Below are 22,728 nucleotides of genomic sequence, written 5' to 3' on the forward strand. Positions count from 1 at the left end.
CAACCTGCAGGAGGCGCGGCCGGGCGCTTTCGCTCCGCGGGCAGGATGCCTAGTGTGGCAAGGTGATATTCAAAGCTGTGGGCGAGGGCCGCCCTTACCCCGAGCACGGTTACACGACGCCCAAGGAATGGGCATCGCTTCCGCCCCGTCCGGTGCGGCTGGACGAGCTGGTGACCACCAAGCGCACCCTGGACCTCGAGGCCCTGCTCGCTGAAGATTCCACTTTCTTTGGTGATCTTTTCCCGCACGTGGTGCAGTACCAGGGGACCCTGTACCTGGAGGACGGGCTGCACAGGGCCGTCCGGACGGCCCTGCACCAGCGCACCGCGATCCACGCCCGTGTCCTGGTGATAGATGGCTAGGAAGCGGGAGCAGGACGCCAGCGTCCTCCATGGCCACCACGTTGTCACCGGGCAGGAGCTGCGGGCCACGTTCGAAGCGGCGCGCGACGCCGATGACACCGCCCGCGTCCGGCGCCGGGCCCTGCACGGAATTGTCCTGGTCCTCCTCATTGGCCTGATCGTGGCCGGCATCATCACCGCCCTGGCCGTCATCAACGGGCAGCTGAAAATCCCTGCCGCAGCCCCTGCCGAGGAGGCCGTCTCCACCTGCCCGGCCGCAACCTTCGATTACACCCCGAACGACCAGGTCAACCTCAACGTCTACAACTCCACCAGCAGGCCCGGCCTGGCACGTTCGGTCGCGGACGAGTTCCTGGCCAGGAAGTTCGTGGTGGGGGCAGTTTCCAATATCGACGCCGGCTACCGCGGCGTTGCCGCCGTGATTTCCGGGGCAGCCGGCCAGTCCGCCGCGTTCACGGTCCAGCGGAACCTGCCGGGCTCGGACTACTTCCAGGACGGCAGGACGGACGGCAGCGTCGATGTGGTCCTTGCCCAGGACTACAAGGCGCTGACCCCGCCGGAGCTTGTTGACCAGACGCCCGGAAAGTTGAGTTGTCCCCGCGAAAGCCGACGCATTGCGGACGACGACAAATGGCCGGTCATCCCGTCGGCCGCGCCGACTCGCTGAACCGCCGGCCTAACGGCAATTCAGCCAGCCACCGCGGGAAGCGGGCTGAGCCGCACGGGGCGGCCGTCGTCGTCGAACCTGGCGCCGGCGCCCTGCTGGATGAAGCGCACCGTCCTGGCCACGCGCGCCTCCAGTTCTTCGGGCTCGTCGCTGCCCCGCGCCGCACTGGAGGACAGGGTGCCCAGGATCAGCTGCGCCTGCTGGTCGATGTCCGCGGCAGGCAGGTACCCCTGCTCCATCCCGTCCCGCAGGATTCCCTGCAGCAGGACGCTCAGCTCGCCCACGTGATCGGCCAGTTTGGCAAAGGACGACGGCGACAGCACGGCTCCCATGGCAGGGCCCGGCGGGAGGTGGCGGCGGCTGAGGTCCACCACTTGGGCGCGGACGTACAGGGCCAGCCGGTCCACCGGGTTGTCCAGGCGTGCCAGGGACTCCCGCAGCTCGGAGAGGAACTTCGCGGTTTCCACGAGCGCATAGGAGATCAGCAGCTCTTCGATGTCCGCGTAGTAGTTGTAGACGGCGGTCCGGCCCACCCCGGCGTGCCGAGCCACATCCGTCATGGTCAGGCCGGGGAGGCCGTGGGAGAAAAGGAGTTCGCCGAAGGCCGTGAGGATGCGACGCTGGGTGTCTGCTCGTTGCTCGGCGTTGCTGGCCGCTGAAATCCTTGGCATGTAGACACTTTACCGCGATGTGTCAGTAAAAGCCCCCGTTTGTGCCGCCTAGACCTGGCAGCCGTCCGGTCCGCAGGCGTCGCCATCCGTGGAGTTGACCAGCACCAGCGGATTGGCTTCCTGCCAGGCCTGGTTGAGGGCGGCTGTGAAGGTTTCAGCGGGCTGGGCCCCGGACAGCCCATACTTCCGGTCGATGACGAAGAACGGGACGCCGCTGATGCCCAGGGACCGGGCCTCCTGGATATCGGAACGGACCTCGGCGGCGAACTTGTCGGTGGTGAACAGCTCGTCCAGCTCGGCGCGGTCGATGCCCAGGTCCTGGCCAAGGGACGTGAGGTACTCCCGGCTGCCGATGTCCTTGCCGTGTTCGAAGTGGTCGCTCAGCAGGCGCTCCTTGGCGGCGTCCTGTTGCCCGTGCGCCGCGGCGAGGTGGATCAGGCGGTGGGCGTTGAAACTGTTGGCCACCACTACCGAGTCGAAGCGGTAGTTAAGGCCCTCGGCCTTGGCCTGCTCGGCCACATGGTGGAACATTTGCGAAACCTGCTGCGCCGGCAGGCCCTTGCGGCTGCTCAGGTACTCCAGTTCCGTTCCGTCGTAGTGTTCGGGAAGGGTGGGGTCCAGCTGGTAGCTTCGCCAGGCCACCTCCACGGAATCACGGTGCGGGAAGGCGGCAAGGGCAGTTTCGAAGCGGCGCTTGCCAATAAAGCACCAGGGGCAGGCGACGTCCGACCAGATTTCAATCTTCATGTCCAAGGAAACAGCGCCCCCGCGGCCTCCATTCCGGCACCCGGTATGAGGTATCCCACAGTTGGGTCTTGTCGGGTGCCGGTATCTGGGCAATAGTCGGAGTGTGGGCTAAGCAGAGGCCCTGTGGGGTGAACACTCCCAACAGCGCGCGGACCGGGAAATGGTTTCGCGGAGTTAGCTGCCCGGCCCACTGGGGGAGCCCGGCCTGTCATTTTCCTGGAGGTCAGGGATGCGGATAGGACTGGTTGCCGGACCGTGGATTACGGTCCCGCCCGTTACGTACGGTGGAACAGAAAGAGTAGTGGACAGCCTTGCCAGGGGTTTCGCCGCCGCCGGGCACGAAGTGCTGCTGGCGGCGCCCTCGGACAGCACCTGCCCCGTGCCCAGGGTGCACGGCATGCGGCCTTCTGTCCCCGGCGAGCTGAGCCTCACCCTGGCGGAACTCAGCCAGGTGACACGGGCCTACGCTGGGCTCGACGACGTGGACATCATCCACGACCACACCATGGCTGGCCCGCTGTACCTGGGGCGGCCGGAACATATCCCGGTAGTAACCACGGTCCATGGTTCGCTCCACGTCCAGGCGCAGGACGTGTACCAGGCCATCGCCCGGCGGGCGGCGGTGATCGCGATTTCCCGGGACCAGAGCTCACAGGCGCCGCACGTCCCCATCAGCCGCGTGATCCACCACGGGATGAACGTCGCGTCGGTGCCGGTGGGTTCAGGCAGCGGAGGCTACCTCTGCTTCGTGGGCAGGGCCTGCCCGGACAAGGGGCTGCTGGAGGCGGTGACGATCGCCCGGGAAGCGGGAATACCGTTGAGGATCGCGGTGAAGATGCGCGAGGAGGAAGAGGTCCGCTATTTCCGCGACGTCATCGAACCCATCCTGGGTCCGAACGAGGACTTCGTCGGAGAAGTGGATGATGCCGCCAAATACAAGTTGATGGGTGAAGCTATCGCCTTCCTCAACCCGATCCAGTGGCACGAACCGTTCGGGTTGGTCATGATCGAGGCGCTGGCCGCCGGAACTCCCGTTGTTGGCACGAGCATCGGTTCGGCGCCGGAAATCATTGAGCATGGACGCACCGGATTCCTTGGACCCACCGACCAGCTGGCCGGCTTCGTCCAGGAGGCGGCAGCCCTGGACCGGGCAGCGTGCCGGAAGGCTGCGGAGGAGAAATTCAGCGAGGAACGGATGGTGGCGGACCACCTCCAGCTGTTCACGGAGCTTCTTGAAGGGAGTGTGCCCGCAGGGGTTCCGGATGCGGTCCGGTTGCACCAGAATCTTTAAGGGGCGGGCGGCCTGCCGATCCCCGGCAGGATCCCGTAGCTGAGAGAAGGAGTCCGTCCATGACCGCGTGGAATGCCGATACCGAGGCTGCCGCATCCGAATCCGGTTCGATGACGGTGGTGGAGGGATCCTCGTTCTGTATTTCTTCCGGGACCGGCGATATCAGTTCCGACGGCGGCACCAACGGTGCGTTCTTCCAGGACACGCGGATTATTTCCCACTGGGTGCTCAGGATCAACGGCGCCCTGCGTGAGCCGCTGGCAGCCCAGCGGCCCAGGCCTTTCGAAGCCACGTTCGTAGGCAGGGCCAAATGGCCGGGCGGCCGGTTCGACAGCCCCCTGGTGGTCCGGCAGAACCGCCATATCGGTCCGGGCCTGCAGGATGACATCACGCTGGAAAACTATTCGGCAGAGTCCGTGGATTGCGACATCGAACTCCTGGTGGACGCGGACCAGGCCGATCTTTTCGATGTTAAGGTGGGCCGCACCTCGCCGAACCCGAGCACTGTCCGCACTGTCCGTGACGGCCAGCTTGTCATCGAGAATTCCCACAACGGGCAGCAGCGCGGAACTGCCGTCCGCGCCCGCGGCGCCGAGGTCAGCACGGATGGGCTCCGCTTCCGGGCAACCATACCGCCCCGGGGGAAGTGGGCCACCAGCGTCATTGTGGTTCCGCTGATCAACGGCGAAGCACCGGCCGAAGCATTCAGCGAGGACGGCCTGCCGCACCACCGCGAGGGTGCCCGCCGGCACCGGCACTGGGAACAGAACGTTCCGCTGATCACGGTAACGGACAGCAACCTCCAGACGCTCCTTAACCGCAGCCAGAGTGACCTGGGGTCCTTGCGGATATTCGATCCGCACCATCCTGAGCGGGCGGCGGTGGCAGCGGGCGCCCCCTGGTTCATGGCACTGTTCGGCCGCGACTCCATCCTGTCGTCCTATATGAGCCTCATGGTGGACCCGAAGCTGGCAGCCGGGACCCTGCAGACGCTGGCCAGCCTCCAGGGGACGAAAGTGGACACGGACACCGAGGAAGAACCCGGCCGGATCCCGCATGAGGTGCGCTTGGGGGTCACTGCCGGCCTGGCGTTGGGCGGCACCGCCTACTACGGCACCGCCGACGCCACCCCGCTGTTCGCTGCCCTGGTAGGTGAGCTCAGCAGGTGGGGGCTGTCAAAGGACATCGTTGAACCGTTGCTGCCCCATGTTGACCGTGCCCTGGAGTGGATCGGGAATTACGGCGACCGTGACGGCGACGGCTTTGCTGAGTACCTCCGGCCCAATGACCACGGCCTGGTCAACCAGGGCTGGAAGGACTCGTGGGACGGCATCAACTTCGCCGACGGGACCATGGCCGAGGCACCGATTGCCCTTTGCGAGGTCCAGTCCTACGTCTATTCCGCTTACGTGGGCCGGTCCCTCCTCGCCCGCTGGACCGGTGAGCGGGAGCTGGAACAGCATTGGGAGCAGCGCGCCGCGGAGCTGAAGGTTGCCTTCAACGAGAAGTTCTGGCTGCCGGACAAGGGCTACTTCGCCGTCGCCCTTGACAAGGACAAGCGCCCCGTGGACGCCTGCACCTCAAATATGGGGCACTGCCTGTGGAACGGCATTGTGGACGAGGATAAAGCGGCCTCCGTGGTGGAACACCTGATGTCACCACAAATGTTCACCGGCTGGGGTATCCGGACGTTGGCCTCGGACATGGGCGCCTACAACCCGGTGAGCTACCACAACGGTTCCGTGTGGCCCCATGACTCTGCGCTGGTGGCTACCGGGCTGATGCGGTACGGGTTCGTTGAGGAGGCACGCCGGGTTGCCACCGGAATTTTCGACGCCGCGGAGCATTTTGACGGCAGGCTGCCCGAGCTGTTTTGCGGCTTTGATCGAGGCGAGTTTTCGGGACCGGTGCCGTATCCAACCGCCTGCTCACCGCAGGCTTGGGCTGCGGCCGCCCCTGTTCAGTTGGTCCGCGCCCTGCTCCGCTTCGATCCCGTTTTTACCCGCGGCGTGGTGCACCTGGCGCCGATCCTGCCGGAGGACGTGGGGGATTTCCAGGCCGAGAACGTGCTGCTGGACACGTCCCGCATCACCATCAGGGCCCATGGGACCCACGGCACCATCGACGGGCTCCCGCCCGGCCTCAAGCTTGTGGGCGACCCCCGGCCGCCGCTGGCGTATCCGCCCACGGGCGTGTGGCAGGGAGCGTAGGCCTCCAAGCAGCGGGACATCCCAGAGGCGGGAGGGGCCGTCAGGGAAGGGGCTGCTCCAAGACAAAGTCGTGCTCCACGGTGCTGCCGAGCTGGAAGGACTTGGTGCCCACCTTCCGGAAGCCTGACTTCTCGTAGAAGCGGATGGCCCGGGCGTTCTGGCTGTTGACCCCCAGCCAGACGCCGGCACCCCCTGAGGCGGCGGCGGCCTGCAGGCTGGCGCGCATGAGTTCGGCAGCCGCGCCCAAGCCGTGGTGCTCCGGGTGGACGTAGCACTTGCTCAGCTCCACCGATGGCGCCAGCGTCAGCACCGAGACCACATCCGGGTCTGTTGCAGGGCGGTTGACCAGCAGGCTGTACCCGAGCAGCCCATCCCCGGCATCGATCACCAGGATGGTGGCGCCGGGGTCGTCCAGGTAGCTGCGGAAGTGCCGTTCGCTGAGGGTGTTCTCCAGGTGCGCCGCAATGTCGCCAGGCGACGCGGACGGCGGGCACGCCAGCGGAAAGGTGACGGCCGCCAGGGCAGCCAGCGCCCCGGCGTCGTCCGTTGTTGCCTTTCTGATGGAGGAGGTCATGCAGGGATTGTACGTGCCGGCCTTGGGGTTACTGCTTGAACGCGGCGTCGAAGGAGGTGTTCGACGGCGGAAAGTCGAACTTCTTGAGCGCGGCGAGGGCTTCGGGCGCGCCGTGGAGACGGTCCATGCCGGCGTCCTCCCACTCGATGCTGATGGGGCCGTCGTAGCCGATGGCGGACAGGGCGCGGAAGGATGCCTCCCAAGGGACGTCGCCACGGCCCGCCGAGACGAAGTCCCAGCCCCGGCGCGGATCGCCCCAGGCCAGGTGCGAGCCGAGGACGGTGTTCCGGCCGGTCTGGCGGACCTTGGTGTCCTTGCAGTCCACGTGGTAGATCCGGTCCTTGAAATCCCAGATAAAGGAGACGGGGTCAATGCCCTGCCACATCATGTGGGACGGGTCCCAGTTCAGCCCGAACGCCTCGCGGTGCCCGATCGCCTCCAGGGTGCGGACGGTGGTCCAGTAGTCGTAGGCGATCTCGGACGGGTGGACTTCGTGGGCGAAGCGGACGCCGCACTCATCAAAGACGTCCAGGATGGGGTTCCACCGGTCGGCGAAGTCCTGGTAGCCGGCGTCGATCACCTTTTCCGGGACGGGCGGGAACATGGCCACGTACTGCCAGATGGAGGAGCCAGTGAACCCGACGACGGTGTCCACGCCCAGTGCCTTGGCGAGCCGTGCCGTGTGCTTCATTTCCTGGGCGGCCCTTTGGCGGACGCCTTCGGGATCGCCGTCACCCCAGACCTTCGCGCCGACGATGGCCTGGTGGCGGAAGTCGATGGGGTCATCGCAGACGGCCTGGCCCTTGAGGTGGTTGGAGATGGCCCACACCTTCAGGTTGTACTTCTCCAGGATTTCCAGTTTGGAGTCGACGTACCCCGGCTCGTCCCAGCGCCAGGCGTCCAGATGGTCGCCGGACACCGCGATCTCGAGTCCGTCGTAACCCCAGCGGGAGGCCAGTTTTGCTACCTCTTCGAAGGGCAGGTCCGCCCACTGGCCGGTGAACAGGGTATAGGGGCGGGGCATGTCAGGCTCCTTCGGTCTGGGCAGGGGCAGCGACGGTGGCTGAGGACTGTGCGGCTGGCTGCAGCTGGATAGTTGAACTGTGGGCGGCGGCGGATTCCTCCACGGCGGCCAGGACGCGCTGGACTTCCAGGCCGTCCTCGAACGACGGCGAGGGCTCGGCGCCGGCGTCGATAGCCAGCAGGAAGTCGCGGATTTCGTGGGTGAAGGTGTGTTCCCAACCGATGGTGTGGCCCTGCGGCCACCAGGCATCCAGGTAGGGGTGTTCCGGTTCCGTGACGACGATCCGGCGGAACCCCTGTTCCCGGGCCGGGGCGCTGGAGTCCAGGAATGCCAGCTCGTTGAGGTTTTCCAGGTCGAAGCGCAGGGCGCCCTTGTCGCCGTAGACCTCGATCTGCAGGGAGTTCTTGCGGCCGGTGGCAACCCTGGATGCCTCCACTGAGGCGATTGCCCCGGAGGCGAGGGCCAGCGTTGCCCATGCGGCGTCGTCGACCGTGACCTCTTCCAGCCCGTCGGCACCCGGCCGCCGGTCAACGAACGTCTGCAGACGGCCGGAGACTTCCGTGACCTGCTCCCCGAGCAGGAACAGGACCTGGTCGATGGCGTGGCTGGCGATGTCGCCCAGCGCGCCGGAGCCGGCCGTTTCCTTTTTCAGCCGCCAGGTCATGGGCGCCTGGTCATCCGCGAGCCAGTCCTGCAGGTAGGCCGCGCGGACCTGCCGGACAGATCCCAGCCTGCCCTCGCTGATCAGTTCCTTGGCCAGGGCCAGGGCCGGGACGCGGCGGTAGTTGAATCCCACCATGGACTGGACGCCCCTGGTCCTGGCTTCCTGGGCTGCAGTGGTCATGGCTTCGGCCTCTGCCAGGGTGTTGGCAAGCGGCTTTTCCAGCAGCACATGCTTGCCGGCTTCAAGGGCTGCCGTGGCGATCTCGGCGTGCATCCACCCTGGCGCGCAGATGTCCACCACATGGATGTCGTCCCGGTCCAGGACCGTCCGCCAGTCGGTGGCCGTTTCGGACCAGCCGTACCTGGCTGCAGCTTCGGAGACCGCCGCGGCATCACGGCCCACCAGGACCTTCTGCTCAAAGGCAGGGACGTCGAAGAAACTGGCCACGTTCCGCCAGGCGTTCGAGTGGGCCTTGCCCATGAAGGCGTAGCCGATCATGGCCACGCCCAGCGGCGGCCGGTTTGCAGGCTCCATGCTCATGCCCCCTCCTCCAGTGTCAGCGTCTCGGGCGCCCAGTCTTCGGGGAGCGGCGCGGAGGCCGGTGCGGAGCTTTCAACGTCCACGAAGGTGCCCGAATCCATGGATTCCGAGATGGAGACCATGGCGTCCAGTACGTGGTAGGCCAGGTTGCCGGTGGCGCGGTGGAGGGTCCCGGCGCGCAGCGACCTTGCCATGTCCAGGACGCCCATGCCGCGCCCGTTCGCCGGGCCGGTGGCGGGGATGGTGGTCCAGTCCTCGTCTCCTGCGCGCCAGAGCCTGACGTCGCCGTCGAAGTTGTTGGGATCCGGCAGGGAGAGGGTGGCCTCGGTGCCGGTGATCTCCACGAACCCCATCCGGGTGCGGGGGGATTCGAAGGAGAAGACGCTGTGGGAGGACGCGCCGGACTCGAACTGCGCCATGGCGGAGACGTGGGTGGGCACCTCCACGGTGAATTCCTCGCCGGCCTTGGGTCCGGAACCGATCACGCGGACATCCTTCGCCTTGGACCCGACAGCGGCCACCTTCCGGATGGAGCCGAAGGCCTGGACCAGCGTGGTCAGGTAATAGGGCCCCATGTCGAAGAGCGGGCCCGCACCGTACTGGAACAGGAAGGCCGGGTTGGGGTGCCAGGACTCCGGCCCGGGCGTCTGGAACGTGGTCATCCCGGTCAGTGGCGTGCCGATGTCGCCGCGCTGGATCAGCCGCAGCGCGGTCTGGAGTCCGGCGCCCAGGAAGGTGTCGGGAGCGCAGCCCAGGCGTATGCCCGCGGTATCGGCGGTCTTGAGCAGGCCCAGCCCGGATTCGCGGTCCAGCGAAAACGGCTTCTCCGTCCACACGTGCTTGCCGGCGTTGACGGCAGCGGTGGCCACCTCAACATGGGCTGCGGGGATGGTCAGGTTGACGATGATTTCGACGTCGGGATGGTTCAGTGCCTTCTCCACCCCGCCCCATTCTGGGATGCCGTACTCCTTCGCCCGCGCCTCGGCGGCCTCCTCGAAGAGATCGGCGATGACGTGGACCTTGAGGTCCGGGAAGGTGGTGAGGTTGTCCAGGTACTGCTTGCTGATGTTGCCCGCGCCGACGACGCCGACGCCGACCCGGCCCTTGCGGAGCGACCGTGTGGATGCGGGGGTGCTCATGCCTTGATTCCTTCGCCTGCGGCCGTCAGGAACGACAGGCTCTCGTTGATGCCTTCAAAGATGTCTCCGGCGTAGTCGTCGAATTCCACCACGCCCACCTCCAGCGACTTGGCGGCGGCGATGACGTCAAGGACCGGAAGCTTGCCCTGGCCTGCCGGCTGCTGTGCCTTGGTGTCCGTGGTCAGCGGTCCGTCCTTGATGTGGATGAGCTTCACCCGGTCGCCGAGCCTGGTGAGGATGTCCACCGGGTCCTGGCCGCCTACGGCAACCCAGTAGGTGTCCACTTCCAGCACGAGTTCCGGGTCGAGCAGGTCGGCGAAGTACTCCAGCGCGGTCCTGCCCTCGATGGTGGACTCAAGCTCCCACTGGTGGTTGTGATAGCCCACCCGGATACCGTACCCGGCCCCCTTTTTGGCGGCAGCGTTCAGCTGGGCGGCCGTTTCCTGGATGTCTTCGGCCGACTGCCAGCGCTCTGCCGGGATGAAGGGGTCGATCACGGTGGTGATACCCAGTTCCTTGGCGGCGGCGAAGATCCCGTCCTGGTCCTGGCTCAACAGGGGCGCGTGGCCCGAGGGTGCCGTGAGCCCGTTTTCCTTCAGGGCTGCACCGAGTTCCTTGGCCATGGCCACGAAGTTGTAGGGCTCCACCTGCGTGAAGCCGATTTCCGCAACCCTGCGGATGGTCCCCTTCAGGTCTTCCTGGACGGCGTTCCGCAGGGTATAAAGCTGGATTGAGTAGGACAAGATGTCTCCCGGTCGCTGGGGCGTGTGCTGACTGCTGTGATCTGGGTCTACCTGCAAAGCTAGGGGCACTTTTGCCGGGCGTCAAGCAAAAGTTGCCGCCGTGACATAAATAAGTGCATCTGCTATCTATGTCTCTATGACTAAGACAGCCGGTCAGCGGACCGCTCCCGAACCGCCGGGAGTACAGGGCCGGGCCGGAGACATCTTCCAACTCCTCCGGGACGGCAAGGCCCGTACCCGGGCCGAGCTTGCCGGGACCACCGGCCTTGCACGGTCTACCGTTGCCGCCAGGATCGACGCCCTGATCGCGTCGGGACTTGTTGGTCCCGCAGGTGAGGCCAGCTCCAGCGGCGGGAGGCCGCCGTCGCGCTTTGCCTTTAAACCGGCCGCCCGGGTGGTGCTGGCCGTGGACGTTGGGGCAACCCACGTGGCCGTGGCCGTCACGGACCTGGGCGGCGCCATCCTCGCTGAACACCGCCTGGCCCAGCAGGTGGCGGACGGGCCGGAGAAGGTCCTGGGACTCGTGACAGGGCAAGCAGCAGACCTGCTGGCGGCGGCGTCGCGGGACCCTGCGGATCTCGCCGGAGTGGGGATCGGACTTCCAGGGCCGGTGGAGCATGACTCGGGACGGCCGGTCAAGCCGCCCATCATGCCGGGCTGGGACGGCTTCGACGTGGTCCGGTTCGTCCAGCGTTCACTGCCTGTCCCCGTGCTGGTGGACAATGACGTCAACATCATGGCGCTCGGGGAGCGTTCGGCGTACTGGCCGGATGAGGACAACCTGCTGTTCGTGAAGGTTGCCACCGGCATCGGTGCGGGCATCATCAGCAGCGGTGAACTGCAGCGGGGCGCCAACGGCACTGCCGGGGACCTGGGCCACGTGCGGGTCCCCCGCGGGGACGACGTGCTGTGCCGCTGCGGGAACTACGGGTGCCTGGAAGCACTCGCCTCAGGGCCGGCGATCGCGGCCGCCCTCCGGCAGAAGGGACTGGACGCTGCGCAGGGGGCGGACGTGCTTGATCTTGTGGCACACGGCAACCCGCACGCCATCCAGGCCCTCCGCCAGGCCGGCCGTGACCTGGGGGATGTGCTGGCCACTGTGGTGAACCTCCTGAACCCCTCGGTCATCGTCGTCGGCGGCAGCATCGGGGACTCGGGGGAACACCTCGTGGCAGGTGTCCGGGAGGTGGTCTACCGGCGCTCGCTGCCCCTGGCCACGTCCCAGCTCCGGATCGGATTGTCCAGGGCGGGGGACAGGGCGGCCCTCTTCGGGGCCAGCCAGCTGGTCACCCGGCACGTCCTGTCACCGGCCGCCATCGAGGCAACCCTGCAGCCGGCCGCCGGAATTTCCGCTACGGCGTAATGACCCTGACGGGTGTGCCTGCCAGCCATGCCGTGACGTCTTCGAACGCCCCGCCATAGAACTGCCGGTAGCTCTCCCGCGTGACGTAGCCGAGGTGCGGCGAAAGCACCGTGTTGGGGGCGGCAAGGAGCGGATGCCCGGCCTGCAGTGGTTCCTGGTCGAACACATCCAGTGCCGCCCCGCGGATCCAGCCCTCGGTGAGCGCCTTCAGCAGGGCATCCTGGTCCACCAGCGGGCCCCTCGCGGTGTTAACCAGGATGCCCTCGGGCCCCAGCAGCCGCAGCTCCTGCTCGCCAACGGTGTTTTCGGAGCGCTCGGACAGCCTGAGGTGCAGGGTGGCCACGTCCGAGAGCCGGAACAACTCTTCCTTGGATACCCGCCGGGCACCGGCTTCCTCCGCGGCCTCAGCTGTCAGGTTCTGGCTCCAGGCCAATACCTCCATCCCGAACGCCTGGCCGTAACCGGCAATCCTCCGCCCGATCTTTCCGAGTCCCACGATGCCCAGGGTCTTTCCGGCCAGCTCGAAGCCCACGGTGGTCTGCCAGGTGCCTGCGCGGAGGGAGTTCTCTTCGGCCGGCACGTTGCGGGCGATGGCCAGCAGCAGCGCCCAGGTCAACTCGGGGGCGGCAGTGGGCGAACCCGGAGTGCCGCACACCGTAATGCCCTGCTCGGCGGCGGCGGCAACATCAATGGAAGCATTCGCCATCCCGGTGGTGACCAGGAGCTGGAGGGCAGGAAGCTTCGCCAGCACCTCCCGCGGAAAGGCGGTCCGTTCCCGCATGGCAATGACCATGGTCACATCCGCCAGTGCTGACACCAGGGCCTCAGCCGTGGGGAAGGGTTCACGGAAGGTGGCCACGGTAACGCCCTCCGCCTCCAGTGCTGCCCAATCGGCGAAGCCATGGGCCACGTCCTGGTAGTCATCAAGGATGGCGAGGCGGTGCTGCATGGCGGTGTCCTTCGTCCCGGGATTCCTGGCGTGACCTCATCGTAAGGCAGGGCGTCTTCCGGTTGCGCGGAAGACCCGGGTATGGAAGCGGCATGATAGCAATGGGAGTGATGAAACTCCTGCTCCCACTGTTCTCCGCCGCATGAGCGGCCGGTTGTCCTCCCGGATTCCCAAAAGTTGGGTGCTGCTGGCCTGTATTGGCCTGCTGGCGTTGAACCTCCGGGGCCCGTTTGTGGCGGTGGCGCCGGTTGTGGGCCCCATGCAGGCCGATCTTCAGTTCTCACCCGCCATGCTGGGGCTGCTGACCAGCATCCCGGTGCTGTGCTTTTCCCTGGCTGCGCCCTTGGCCTCCCTGGCCGCACGGAAGTTCGGTGCTGAGTTTGCCGTAACGCTGACCATCCTCGGCGTGCTGGCCGGGGTGCTCCTCCGATCCGCCGGCGGCCCTGCCCTGGTCATGGGCGGCACTGTGGTCATCGGCCTGGCCATCACCATCGGCAACATTGCCGTTCCGCTGATCATCCGGCGCGACTTTGCGCCCGCCCGCCAGGGAACGGCCATGGGCATCTACACTGCCGCCCTGAACATCGGTTCGTTCCTCACCTCAGTGGTGACAGCGCCGCTTGCTGCCGTGGCGGGCTGGCAGTTTGCCCTGGGGTCGGTGGCGGTGCTTGCTGTGGCGGCCATAGTTTTCTGGACCCTGGCTGTGGGAGCGCGGCGGGCGTTCCTCATAGCGCCCGACGACGGAACGGGCACCCGCCTGCCACCGGTCGCCGGCGCGAGGTGGACCACCGCGGGCCTGACGGCCGGCTTTGCCGGGCAGGCATTCTCCTACTACGGGGTGACGGCCTGGCTGCCCACGTTCCTCTCCGACGAACTCGGACTGAGCCCTTCCGGGGCGGGCGCGGGGTCTTCCCTGTTCCAGATCCTTGCCATCGCCGGCGGGCTGGGGGTTCCGCTGGCGGCCCGGCTGGCGAGCACGACGACGGTTGCCGTCACCCTGGGCGTGATGTGGCTGACCGTCCCTGTGGGCCTGCTCCTGGCACCGCAGTGGTGGTGGATGTGGTCCTCCGTAGGCGGAGTGGCGCAGGGCGGCGGAATCACGTTGATTTTTATTGCCATCATCAAAGTCGCCCGGGACCAGGCCTCTGCAGGGCGGATGTCCGCTGTGGTGCAGGGCGTTGGCTACGCCATTGGCGCGGCGGCCCCGCCGCTGCTGGGCCTGGTGCACGATACGTCGGGGTCCTGGACTCCGGCGCTCCTGGTCGTCCTCGCCTCAGTGTTGACCTTCTTCCTCGCCACCACCCTCGCCGTGCGAAGGGTGCCGAAAGGCCGCTAAGCCAGGCGCCGCCGTCGTACCTTCCCGCCGCCTTCCAACGCTCTCTCACTTAACGTCGCAAAAACACGATCGCTCTCTCACTGCCACAGGGATAGTGAGAGAGCGATCCGGATTTTCCTGCGTTAAGTGAGAGAGCGTCGGCGGGTGGTGCTCCGCCGCCGGGCCGGCCCTCCGGATTTCGGAGGGGCCTGTTGCGAAAGGGCGTGCCGGCCCGGCGAACGGAATTCTGGTTATGCGGCGGCGAGTTCCTCCACGGTGGCCTTCTCACGGGCCTCCGTCAGGTACCGCGCATAGGCGGGAAGGGTGAGGAAGGACGGGAAGTCCTGGGCCAGGGTGACTTCCTCGAAGATGTCGCGGGCGTCCTCGAAGCGGTCGCCGTCGAAGCGTTCCAGCCGCGCGAATTCCTCGTCCAGGAGTTCTTCAATCCAGTGGTGGGTGACGATTTCGCCCCGGTCCGTGATGGCGCTGGCGAACATCCACTGCCAGAGCTGCGAGCGGGAAATTTCCGCGGTGGCGGCGTCCTCCATGAGGTTGTGGATGGCCACCGCGCCGTTGCCGCGCAGCCAGGATTCGATGTAGCGGATACCCACTTCGATGTTGTTCCGGATGCCCTGTTCGGTGATGGTTCCGGTTGTGGCGGCCACGTTGATGAGCTCGCGGTCGTCCGGGGTGACGTCCTCGCGGGTGCGGTCCAGCTGGTTCGGCTTCTCGCCCAGGATGGAGTCGAACACCTCGCGGCAGACGGGAACCAGGTCCGGGTGGGCCACCCAGGAACCGTCGAAGCCGTCGTTGGCCTCGCGCGTCTTGTCGGCACGGACCTTCTCGAAGGCGTTGGCGTTGGCTGCCTCGTCCTTGCGGTTGGGAACCGCCGCTGCCATGCCGCCGATGGCCATGGCGCCGCGCTTGTGGCACGCCCGGACCAGCTGCTCCGTGTAGGCGCGCATGAAGGGCTGGGTCATGGTCACCTGGCCGCGGTCCGGGAGGACGAACCGGGGGCCGCGGGTGCGGAAGTTCTTGATCAGGGAGAAGATGTAGTCCCAGCGTCCGGCGTTCAGTCCGGCGGCGTGGTCGCGCAGTTCGTAGAGGATCTCCTCCATTTCGAAGGCTGCGGTGATGGTCTCAATCAGCACGGTGGCGCGGATGGCGCCCTGCGGGATGCCGAGCAGGTCCTGGGCGAGGATGAAGATGTCGTTCCAGAGTCGGGCTTCGAGGTGGTTTTCGATCTTGGGCAGGTAGAAGTACGGACCCTTGCCCTGGGCGAGCAGGCGGCGGGCGTTGTGGAAGAAGTACAGGCCGAAGTCCACGATGCCGCCGGCGATGGGTTCGCCGTCGATGAGCATGTGCTTCTCGGGAAGGTGCCAGCCGCGGGGACGGACCACGATGGTGGGCAGTTCGCCGGCCGGGCGGAGCTTGTACTCCTTGCCTTCGGGGCTGGTGAAGTCGATCCGGCGCTCCAGGGCGTCGGTGAGGTTCAGCTGGCCCTTGATCACGTTCCGCCAGGTGGGGGTGGAGGAGTCCTCCATGTCCGCCAGCCAGACCTTTGCCCCTGAGTTCAGGGCGTTGATGGTCATCTTCTTGTCCACCGGCCCGGTGATCTCCACCCGGCGGTCCTCCAGGCCCGGGGCCGGGGGAGCGACGCGCCAGGACGGGTCGTTGCGGATGTGCTCGGTCTCGCGGAGGAAGCGCGGATCTTGTCCGGCGGCGATGGCACCCCGGCGGCTGCGGCGGGCCTGCAGCAGCTCCTGCCGCCGGGCCGCCGTCGCCCGGTGCAGTTTGGCAATAAATGCCAGGGCATCCGGAGTCAGCACCTCTTGCTGCCGGCAAATCGGCTGGGCCGTGAGGGTAATGCCATTGATCGTAAAGCTGTCAGTGAAGCTGTTCATTGGAGTTCTCCTGGTGCAAGGCCCAACTGGGTAGCGCTAAGTGTCGTTTTGACCCTCCAAAACGACACTTGGCGCTACTTACTTGGGGAAATTAGTGGAACTGGCCCTCTTCGGTCGATCCGACCAGTGCGAGGGTGGATGCGTTCGGGTTGAGCGCGGTGGAGATGGTGTCGAAGTAGCCGGTGCCGACTTCGCGCTGGTGCTTGGTTGCGGTGTAGCCGCGGGACTCGGAGGCGAATTCCTTTTCCTGCAGCTCGACGTAGGCGCTCATGCCTTCCCGGGCGTAGCCGTGGGCGAGGTCGAACATCGAGTAGTTCAGGGCGTGGAAGCCGGCCAGGGTGATGAACTGGAACGTGAAGCCCATGGCGCCGAGTTCACGCTGGAACTTGGCGATGGTGGCGTCGTCCAGGTGCTTGCGCCAGTTGAACGACGGCGAGCAGTTGTAGGAGAGCATCTGGTCCGGGAACTCGGCCTTGACGGCTTCGGCGAACTTGCGGGCCAGCTCGAGGTCCGGGGTGCCGGTTTCCATCCAGATCAGGTCCGAATAAGGGGCGTAGGCCTTGGCACGGGCGATGCAGGGTTCGATGCCGTTGCGGACCTTGTAGAAGCCCTCGGCCGTGCGCTCGCCGGTGATGAATTCCTGGTCGCGCTCGTCGACGTCTGAGGTGATCAGGGTGGCTGCCTCAGCGTCCGTACGGGCGATGACCACCGACGGGGTACCGGCGACGTCGGCCGCCAGACGGGCCGCGTTCAGGGTCCGGACGTGCTGCTGGGTGGGGATCAAGACCTTGCCGCCCAGGTGGCCGCACTTCTTTTCGGAGGCGAGCTGGTCCTCCCAGTGAACACCCGCGGCGCCGGCCTGGATCATGGACTTCATCAGCTCGTAGGCGTTCAGCGGGCCGCCGAAGCCGGCTTCGGCGTCCGCCACGATCGGGACCATCCAGTCCTCAACGGTCTGGATGCCTTCGGAGAACTCGATCTGGTCCGCGCGGAGCAGGGCGTTGTTGATCCGGCGGACCACGGTGGGGACCGAGTTGGCGGGGTAAAGCGACTGGTCCGGGTAGGTGTGGCCGGAGTTGTTGGCGTCCGCGGCAACCTGCCAGCCGGAAAGGTAGATGGCCCGCAGCCCGGCCTTGACCTGCTGCACGGCCTGGTTACCGGTCAGGGCGCCCAGGGCGTTGGTGTAGCCGCCGGTTTTGTGCTCCTCGGTGAGCTGCTTCCACAGCTTCTCGGCGCCGCGGCGGGCCAGGGTGTGTTCTTCGGAGACGCGGCCGCGGAGACGGACGACGTCGGAGGCTGAGTAGTCCCGGGTCACACCTTCCCAGCGGGGGTTGGCGGCCCACTCGAGCTCCAGGGCGGCGGCCTGCTCTTCGGGCGTCTGCTGGGTGGGCTCAAATGCTGCAGTCATCGTTGATCTCCTTGATTGAGCTCCGGATTTGGTAGGCGGGAACTGCGCCTTTGCAGTTCCCGCCGGCTTTATCCGGTGCGGTGTTTCTTTCCGTGACACCTACTTTTCAGCACTTTCAAGCACCTTTCTAGAGAAAAAGTCTGGAAAGAAATGCGTTTCTTCACGTATCCTTCAAAAATGTCGCCTGGAAGCTGGAACAGAGAAGTCTCGCCGCAAGCACCGTCCGCCGCAGCCGCTGGCCTGGACGTGATCAGCCTGGGCCGGAGGGTCAGGCATCTGCGCAAGCAGGCTGGACTGACCCTCGACGACCTCAGTGCCGCCGTCGGTACTGCACCCAGCCAGCTGAGCCTGATCGAAAACGGAAAGCGGGAACCCAAGCTGGGGCTGCTCCAGCACCTGGCATCCGCGCTCAACGTCAGCATCGACCAGCTTCTGGGTGCCGAACCGCCCAGCCGCCGCGCCGCTTTGGAAATCGAGCTGGAACGCTACCAGCGCAGCCCGCTGTACGAGACGCTGAACCTGCCCAAAATCCGCATCAGTTCGCGGCTTCCGCTGGATGTGCTGGAGGCCCAGGTGGGTCTGCTGCATGAGCTGGAACGCAAGATGAATGAGCAGGTGGCCACCCCCGAGGAAGCCCGCCGGGCGAATGGCGAACTTCGGGCAATGATGCGTGAGCGGGGGAATTACTTCCCGGAATACGAGGCGGAGGCGCAGAAAGTCCTCAAGGCCGTGGGCTACACCAGCGGTCCTCTCAGCCAGCACGTCATCGCGGACATCGCCGAAAACCTCGGGTTCACCCTCCACCATGTGGGCGACCTGCCGCATTCCACCCGGTCAGTGACGGATTTGAAGAACCGCAGAATTTACCTGACGCAGAACCAGCGCCAGGACCACGACCCCCGGTCAGTGCTGCTGCAGGCGCTGGGGCACTACGTCCTGGGTCATGAAACGCCGAAGAATTACGGCGACTTCCTGGCCCAGCGGGTGGCGACGAACTATTTCGCGGCCGCGCTCCTTCTCCCCGAACAGGCCACCATGGAGTTCCTGCACAAGGCCAAGGCCGCCAAGGAGATCGCGGTGGAGGACATCCGCGATGCTTTTGCCGTCTCCTACGAGACGGCCGCCCACCGTTTCACCAACCTCGCCACCCAGCACCTGGGCATCACCACGCACTTCCAGAAGACGCACCAGAGCGGGATCATCTACAAGGCCTACGAGAACGACGGCGTGGCCTTCCCCCAGGACCATACCGGCGCCATCGAGGGCCAGCCGTCATGCAAGGCGTGGACGTCCCGGGCAGTGTTCGACGTTCCGGACAAGTTCAGTGCCTACAGCCAGTACACCGACACGCCCTCGGGGACCTACTGGTGCACCGCCCGCACCGAGCGCTCCGCCAGCGGCGAGTTCTCGCTGAGCATCGGGGTCCCATACCAGCATGTGAAGTGGTTCCGCGGGCGGGAAACGACGGCAAGGGCCAAGTCCACCTGCCCGGATCCGAACTGCTGCAAGCGGCCGCCGGCCGAACTGGCGTCGCACTGGGCCGGCAACGCGTGGCCTTCTGCACGAGCCCATTCGCACCTGTTGGCTGCCATGCCGCCCGGGGCCTTCCCGGGTGTGGACGAGACCGAGGTGTACAGCTTCCTGCAGGCGCACTCGGGCAGCTGATGACAGGACGCTCTCTCACTTGATGCGGGTTTTTCGGTGACGCTCTATCACCTTCCCAAGTGAAAGAGCGTCCTTCGGTTTACCGCATTAAGTGAGAGAGCGTTGGGTCACCCGTGCAACTCGCGGTAAGCGTCCGCCGCCGCCGGGTGCAACGGAATGCCGGCCGTGTTGATCAGGGAATCCGGGCTCAGGAACTGGACTCCCAGGCTCGAGCGGGGGATGAGCTCCTCCGCGTGGCCCACCAGCAGTTCCACGCTCCGTTTCACAGTGCGGGCGTCCAGGTCGCCCCGGCACAGCAGCAGGTTGGTCACCCCCACCGTCCAGACGGCAGGGACCCCATCGTAGGCTCCCGCCGGAATCAGGACCCGGTCATAGAAAACGCCGAACTTCGACCGCAGCGCCGGCAGCAACGGGGAAAGGTCCAGGAAACTGAGGCCCACGTCGTCATGGGCCGCCGCGATGGCGGCCGTGGGAACGCCCCCGGACCAGAAAAGGGCGTCCACTGACCCCTCGCGCAGCGCCGCGAGGCCGTCATTGAGTCCCAGGTTCAGGACGGTGACGGCTTGTCCGGCATCCGCCCCGGCATCCGCCCTCGCGTCCCCGCCGCCGGCGGCGACGGAACCAAGCCCGGCAGCCTCAAGGAGACGGGGAGTGGTGAGGGACGTCCCCGAACCTGGCTCGCCCACAGCCACCGTCCTGCCGGCCAGCTCCGCAATGCCCCGGATGCCGCTGGACCTCCGGACCACGCAATGGACGTAGTTCTCGTACACCCGCCCGAGGGCCGTAATGCCGGCGTCGGACGGGCCCTTCCCTGCTTCCCTCTGCGCGGCGGCGTCAGCCAGGGCGACGGCGAACGTGGCTTGCCCGCCAACGAGGAGCCCGAGGTTGTCCAGGCTGCCGCCGGTGGTCAGCGCAGTGGCATGCCGGGCCACGCCGTGGCGCTGCAGGGACGCGGCAAGCAGGGTGGCGAACTCCAGGTAGAAGCCGCCCGGTTCGCCGCCCGCAACAGTGACAGCGTCCGGGCTGTCCTCCTGGGTGCAGGCGGCAAGCGCCGGCAGCAGCAGTCCAGCAAGCCCTGCGGCCACGCCGGCCCTGAGGGCTTCGCGTCTCGACGGCGGGCTAAGGCGACAGTCAGGCATGCGGCGCCTCCTGTCCCCTGGCTGCAGGGCCTTGGCTTTCAGGGACCCGGGGAAATTCGAGGAACGCCGCCAGGCCGCGCGGCTGTGCCTCTCGGAGCAGCAGGCGTCCGCCGTTGGCTGCCGCCAGCTTCTCGACGATGGTCATGCCAAGGCCGTTGCCGCTCACGTCCCGGTGCTTCGGTGAGCGCCAAAAGCGCTGTGTGGCTGCTGTCCTCTCCTCGGACGAAAGCCCTGGCCCGTCGTCGGACACTTCGATCACCACGGCGGCGCCGCGTACACGGACGGCAACTGATATCCGTGCCCGGCCGGCATATTTGATCGCGTTGTTCAGCAGTTCCCCGGCCATCTGCGCCAGGTCCCCCGCGTCGCAGGCAATCAGCGCCGGCTGCCCGGGTGGCTTGCCGAAGTCGATGAAGGCGCCGGCACGGCGCGCGGCAGGTCCTGCCCGTTCGGCCTCTTCCTGCAGGACTGGGACCGGATCAATGGGCGGCCGGTGCCGCCGGGAAGGCGCGCCACCGGGTGTGCCGGCGGAGCCCTCGAAGGCCCGGTGCTCTGCGGCGGCGAGCCTGAGGACGCCGTCGAGGATCTCCTCCACCCTTTCGAGTTCGGTCTCGACGGAGGATGCGGCGGCCTTTTCCCGGTCGGTTTCCAGTTCCAGCCGCAGCAAATCGACGCGCAGCCGCAGGGCGCCGACTGGGTTACGCAGTTCGTGGGAGGTGTCCGCAATGAGCTGGCGCTGCGCTTCGATGCTGTCGCTGACGCTTTGTGCCATCGCCGTGAACGAACGGCTCAGTTCCCGCAGCTCCGGCGGCCCTTCTTCCGGCAGCCGGCTGCTCCTGCCGGTGGTTTCAAGTTCGGCGACGGCGGCGTTGAGGCGGTGGACCGGGCGCAGCACCCAGCGGGTCACCCGGGCCGCGCCGATGAGGAGCATCGCCGTGAGGGCGGCCGCGGCCACTCCGACGCCGAGCCACCGTTCGCGGAGTTTCTGCCGGGCAGCGTCCTGGTTAACTTCCAGGACGGCCGCGCCGAGCACCTGGCTGGCGCTTCCAAACGAGCGGGAGATCACCTCGGAGCCTGTGCCGAACGGTTGCAGCGGCGCCAGGGTGGTGTCATTCAGGTTCAGGCTGGCCCTGGCCAGGGCATTCCGCACATCTGCCCGGTCCTCGCTCAGGCCACCGGAGCGCAGGGTGCCCTGCTGGAGCCGGATCAGGACTCCTTCCGCATAGAGCTCGGAGTACCTGTCCATTTCGGCCTGCAGTTGGGTGGGGTCACCTCCCTCCGTGCCGGCGTCGAACGCCACCTGCGCCAGCCTGTTGAGGGCAGTTGCCCTGTTGATCTGGAGTTCCTGGGTGAGTTCCCGGCTGGCGGACGCCAGGAGGGCATTGGAGGCGATGAGCACCAGGAGGATGGAAAGGACGCTCAGGATCCCGAGGACGCGGAGCTTCACGCAGGGCCCGCCTCGACCCGGTAGCCGACCCCGCGGACGTTGATGATGAACCCCGGCAGCTGCAGCTTGGACCTGAGCCCGGTCAGGTGCACGTCCAGTGACCGCGAAGAGGCCAGGAACGCATCGCCCCACAGGGCGTCAAGGATCTGTTCCCGGGTCACAACTGACCCCGCATGGCTGGCCAGCAGGGCCAGCAGGTCGAATTCCGTGGCGGTCAGGGGGAGCACGTGCGCGCCGAGGACTGCCAGGCGGCGTTCTAGGTCCACCTCGAGTTCCCCCAGCACGATCCGCCGCTGCGCGTTGCCGGGCGCGCGGCCGGCCCGCCTGGTGACGGCTTCGATACGGGCCAGGAGCTCCACCAGCTTTACCGGCTTGACGAGGTAGTCGTCCGCCCCGGAACGGAGGCCAAGGACCACGCTGCGTTCGTCGTCGCGCGCTGTGAGGATGAGGATGGGAACGTCCGTGACCTGCCGAAGCTTCCGGAGTACCTCCAGCCCGTCCATGTCGGGCAGTCCCAGGTCCAGCAGGATCACGCCGAAGCGCCGGTGTTCCAGGAGTGCATCGGCGCCCCGGGAAACCCTGGCGGATGTATGTCCGGCGGAAACCACGGCCGCCCCGAGGGCGGATGCCATGGCGTCGTCGTCCTCGACGATCAGCACATCCATTGCCAGTTCCTGTTCCGTTGGGCGGCTTCCGCAGCCAGGGACGCGATTTCCCCTGCCTGCCTTTGGAGGTTACCCCTTCCGCCTGTTTTCCGCGGGGTCGGGAGCGCGGCACGCCACCGCCGGCCAGGACTAGCGAGGCACGCCACCTCCGGGGAAAACCTAAGGAAGTGTTAGGAAATCCGTTTCCGCTTGGGCTGTGCGCTGGCTCACCAATAGCTTTAGTGGGGTCCCCAGGCTTCCA

20 protein-coding genes are annotated in these 22,728 nt (G+C 66.6%); 7 read left to right on the forward strand and 13 right to left on the reverse strand.

Annotated features, from left to right (window positions below):
- Nucleotides 1–62 precede the first annotated feature (62 nt).
- Entirely contained in the window at nt 63–362 is a 300-nt protein-coding gene (locus tag ASPHE3_RS02940; protein ID WP_013599744.1) for a type II toxin-antitoxin system VapB family antitoxin, read from the forward strand.
- On the forward strand, nt 355–1,029 hold the full coding sequence (locus ASPHE3_RS02945; protein ID WP_013599745.1) for a LytR C-terminal domain-containing protein: 675 nt from the start codon (nt 355–357) through the stop codon (nt 1,027–1,029). The genes ASPHE3_RS02940 and ASPHE3_RS02945 overlap by 8 nt, the downstream gene beginning before the upstream one ends.
- 20 nt (nt 1,030–1,049) lie before the next feature.
- Here the strand turns inward: ASPHE3_RS02945 and ASPHE3_RS02950 are convergent, their stop codons facing one another.
- Together ASPHE3_RS02950 and ASPHE3_RS02955 are read right to left on the reverse strand one after the other, a co-directional pair.
- Complete coding sequence (locus ASPHE3_RS02950; RefSeq protein ID WP_013599746.1) at nt 1,050–1,700, reverse strand: TetR/AcrR family transcriptional regulator; 651 nt, start codon at nt 1,698–1,700, stop codon at nt 1,050–1,052.
- Between the two features lie 48 nt (nt 1,701–1,748).
- Nucleotides 1,749–2,447 (reverse strand): DsbA family oxidoreductase, encoded by a 699-nt coding sequence (locus ASPHE3_RS02955; protein WP_041651920.1) that lies wholly within the window; start codon nt 2,445–2,447, stop codon nt 1,749–1,751.
- 229 nt (nt 2,448–2,676) lie between these two features.
- Here ASPHE3_RS02955 and ASPHE3_RS02960 point away from each other — a divergent pair, with 229 nt between their 5' ends.
- Both ASPHE3_RS02960 and ASPHE3_RS02965 read left to right on the forward strand, forming a co-directional pair.
- Nucleotides 2,677–3,738, forward strand: a complete 1,062-nt coding sequence (locus ASPHE3_RS02960) for a glycosyltransferase family 4 protein (protein WP_013599748.1) — start codon at nt 2,677–2,679, stop codon at nt 3,736–3,738.
- 59 nt (nt 3,739–3,797) lie between these two features.
- Nucleotides 3,798–5,948 carry an amylo-alpha-1,6-glucosidase gene (locus ASPHE3_RS02965; RefSeq protein ID WP_013599749.1) on the forward strand — a complete coding sequence of 717 codons (2,151 nt, stop codon included), beginning with the start codon at nt 3,798–3,800 and terminating at the stop codon, nt 5,946–5,948.
- A gap of 40 nt (nt 5,949–5,988) precedes the next feature.
- Here ASPHE3_RS02965 and ASPHE3_RS02970 read toward each other — a convergent pair whose 3' ends face one another.
- From ASPHE3_RS02970 to ASPHE3_RS02990, 5 genes are read right to left on the reverse strand one after another with little or no spacing between them, the layout of a single operon-like run.
- Nucleotides 5,989–6,522 (reverse strand): GNAT family N-acetyltransferase, encoded by a 534-nt coding sequence (locus ASPHE3_RS02970; protein ID WP_013599750.1) that lies wholly within the window; start codon nt 6,520–6,522, stop codon nt 5,989–5,991.
- A gap of 28 nt (nt 6,523–6,550) precedes the next feature.
- Entirely contained in the window at nt 6,551–7,546 is a 996-nt protein-coding gene (locus tag ASPHE3_RS02975; RefSeq protein ID WP_013599751.1) for a sugar phosphate isomerase/epimerase family protein, read from the reverse strand.
- A 1-nt stretch (nt 7,547) separates the two neighbouring features.
- Entirely contained in the window at nt 7,548–8,750 is a 1,203-nt protein-coding gene (locus ASPHE3_RS02980; RefSeq protein ID WP_013599752.1) for a Gfo/Idh/MocA family protein, read from the reverse strand.
- A complete protein-coding gene (locus ASPHE3_RS02985) occupies nt 8,747–9,889 on the reverse strand; it encodes a Gfo/Idh/MocA family protein (protein ID WP_013599753.1) in 1,143 nt (380 codons plus the stop codon). Before ASPHE3_RS02985 ends, ASPHE3_RS02980 begins: the two co-directional genes overlap by 4 nt.
- Nucleotides 9,886–10,632 (reverse strand): sugar phosphate isomerase/epimerase family protein, encoded by a 747-nt coding sequence (locus tag ASPHE3_RS02990; RefSeq protein WP_013599754.1) that lies wholly within the window; start codon nt 10,630–10,632, stop codon nt 9,886–9,888. Before ASPHE3_RS02990 ends, ASPHE3_RS02985 begins: the two co-directional genes overlap by 4 nt.
- A gap of 136 nt (nt 10,633–10,768) precedes the next feature.
- Here ASPHE3_RS02990 and ASPHE3_RS02995 point away from each other — a divergent pair, with 136 nt between their 5' ends.
- Nucleotides 10,769–11,995: an ROK family transcriptional regulator gene (locus ASPHE3_RS02995; RefSeq protein ID WP_013599755.1), complete on the forward strand. Its 1,227-nt coding sequence runs from the start codon at nt 10,769–10,771 to the stop codon at nt 11,993–11,995.
- Here the strand turns inward: ASPHE3_RS02995 and ASPHE3_RS03000 are convergent.
- Entirely contained in the window at nt 11,985–12,944 is a 960-nt protein-coding gene (locus ASPHE3_RS03000) for a D-2-hydroxyacid dehydrogenase family protein (RefSeq protein WP_013599756.1), read from the reverse strand. The genes ASPHE3_RS02995 and ASPHE3_RS03000 overlap by 11 nt on opposite strands.
- Before the next feature lie 142 nt (nt 12,945–13,086).
- Here ASPHE3_RS03000 and ASPHE3_RS03005 point away from each other — a divergent pair, with 142 nt between their 5' ends.
- Nucleotides 13,087–14,280, forward strand: coding sequence for an MFS transporter (locus ASPHE3_RS03005; RefSeq protein ID WP_041651923.1), 1,194 nt, complete (start codon nt 13,087–13,089; stop codon nt 14,278–14,280).
- 230 nt (nt 14,281–14,510) lie between these two features.
- Here the strand turns inward: ASPHE3_RS03005 and aceB are convergent, their stop codons facing one another.
- Both aceB and aceA read right to left on the reverse strand, forming a co-directional pair.
- Nucleotides 14,511–16,163 (reverse strand): malate synthase A, encoded by a 1,653-nt coding sequence (gene aceB / locus ASPHE3_RS03010; RefSeq protein WP_013599758.1) that lies wholly within the window; start codon nt 16,161–16,163, stop codon nt 14,511–14,513.
- A gap of 91 nt (nt 16,164–16,254) precedes the next feature.
- Nucleotides 16,255–17,571 carry an isocitrate lyase gene (gene aceA / locus ASPHE3_RS03015; protein ID WP_013599759.1) on the reverse strand — a complete coding sequence of 439 codons (1,317 nt, stop codon included), beginning with the start codon at nt 17,569–17,571 and terminating at the stop codon, nt 16,255–16,257.
- 150 nt (nt 17,572–17,721) lie between these two features.
- Between aceA and ASPHE3_RS03020 the strand changes: the two genes are divergently transcribed.
- Nucleotides 17,722–19,236: an XRE family transcriptional regulator gene (locus tag ASPHE3_RS03020; RefSeq protein ID WP_013599760.1), complete on the forward strand. Its 1,515-nt coding sequence runs from the start codon at nt 17,722–17,724 to the stop codon at nt 19,234–19,236.
- A 107-nt stretch (nt 19,237–19,343) separates the two neighbouring features.
- On the opposite strand, the gene ASPHE3_RS03025 is transcribed toward ASPHE3_RS03020, so the two are convergent.
- The 3 genes from ASPHE3_RS03025 to ASPHE3_RS03035 are packed head-to-tail and all read right to left on the reverse strand — an operon-like array spanning nt 19,344 to nt 22,487.
- Nucleotides 19,344–20,375: a TAXI family TRAP transporter solute-binding subunit gene (locus tag ASPHE3_RS03025; protein WP_041651925.1), complete on the reverse strand. Its 1,032-nt coding sequence runs from the start codon at nt 20,373–20,375 to the stop codon at nt 19,344–19,346.
- On the reverse strand, nt 20,368–21,822 hold the full coding sequence (locus ASPHE3_RS03030; protein WP_013599762.1) for a HAMP domain-containing sensor histidine kinase: 1,455 nt from the start codon (nt 21,820–21,822) through the stop codon (nt 20,368–20,370). The genes ASPHE3_RS03025 and ASPHE3_RS03030 overlap by 8 nt, the downstream gene beginning before the upstream one ends.
- Nucleotides 21,819–22,487 (reverse strand): response regulator transcription factor, encoded by a 669-nt coding sequence (locus ASPHE3_RS03035; RefSeq protein WP_013599763.1) that lies wholly within the window; start codon nt 22,485–22,487, stop codon nt 21,819–21,821. Before ASPHE3_RS03035 ends, ASPHE3_RS03030 begins: the two co-directional genes overlap by 4 nt.
- Nucleotides 22,488–22,728 lie beyond the last annotated feature (241 nt).

Origin of the sequence: Pseudarthrobacter phenanthrenivorans Sphe3, from assembly GCF_000189535.1 — a bacterium.
GTDB lineage: Bacteria > Actinomycetota > Actinomycetes > Actinomycetales > Micrococcaceae > Arthrobacter > Arthrobacter phenanthrenivorans.

Bases quoted from the DNA above. Each gene is read 5' to 3' on its own strand.
- ASPHE3_RS02945 (WP_013599745.1), top strand. From the start codon at position 355: ATGGCTAGGAAGCGGGAGCAGGACGCCAGCGTCCTCCATGGCCACCAC.
- ASPHE3_RS02950 (WP_013599746.1), bottom strand. From the start codon at position 1,700: ATGCCAAGGATTTCAGCGGCCAGCAACGCCGAGCAACGAGCAGACACC.
- ASPHE3_RS02955 (WP_041651920.1), bottom strand. From the start codon at position 2,447: ATGAAGATTGAAATCTGGTCGGACGTCGCCTGCCCCTGGTGCTTTATT.
- ASPHE3_RS02960 (WP_013599748.1), top strand. From the start codon at position 2,677: ATGCGGATAGGACTGGTTGCCGGACCGTGGATTACGGTCCCGCCCGTT.
- ASPHE3_RS02965 (WP_013599749.1), top strand. From the start codon at position 3,798: ATGACCGCGTGGAATGCCGATACCGAGGCTGCCGCATCCGAATCCGGT.
- ASPHE3_RS02970 (WP_013599750.1), bottom strand. From the start codon at position 6,522: ATGACCTCCTCCATCAGAAAGGCAACAACGGACGACGCCGGGGCGCTG.
- ASPHE3_RS02975 (WP_013599751.1), bottom strand. From the start codon at position 7,546: ATGCCCCGCCCCTATACCCTGTTCACCGGCCAGTGGGCGGACCTGCCC.
- ASPHE3_RS02980 (WP_013599752.1), bottom strand. From the start codon at position 8,750: ATGAGCATGGAGCCTGCAAACCGGCCGCCGCTGGGCGTGGCCATGATC.
- ASPHE3_RS02985 (WP_013599753.1), bottom strand. From the start codon at position 9,889: ATGAGCACCCCCGCATCCACACGGTCGCTCCGCAAGGGCCGGGTCGGC.
- ASPHE3_RS02995 (WP_013599755.1), top strand. From the start codon at position 10,769: ATGACTAAGACAGCCGGTCAGCGGACCGCTCCCGAACCGCCGGGAGTA.
- ASPHE3_RS03000 (WP_013599756.1), bottom strand. From the start codon at position 12,944: ATGCAGCACCGCCTCGCCATCCTTGATGACTACCAGGACGTGGCCCAT.
- ASPHE3_RS03005 (WP_041651923.1), top strand. From the start codon at position 13,087: ATGAGCGGCCGGTTGTCCTCCCGGATTCCCAAAAGTTGGGTGCTGCTG.
- aceB (WP_013599758.1), bottom strand. From the start codon at position 16,163: ATGAACAGCTTCACTGACAGCTTTACGATCAATGGCATTACCCTCACG.
- aceA (WP_013599759.1), bottom strand. From the start codon at position 17,571: ATGACTGCAGCATTTGAGCCCACCCAGCAGACGCCCGAAGAGCAGGCC.
- ASPHE3_RS03020 (WP_013599760.1), top strand. From the start codon at position 17,722: ATGCGTTTCTTCACGTATCCTTCAAAAATGTCGCCTGGAAGCTGGAAC.
- ASPHE3_RS03025 (WP_041651925.1), bottom strand. From the start codon at position 20,375: ATGCCTGACTGTCGCCTTAGCCCGCCGTCGAGACGCGAAGCCCTCAGG.
- ASPHE3_RS03035 (WP_013599763.1), bottom strand. From the start codon at position 22,487: ATGGATGTGCTGATCGTCGAGGACGACGACGCCATGGCATCCGCCCTC.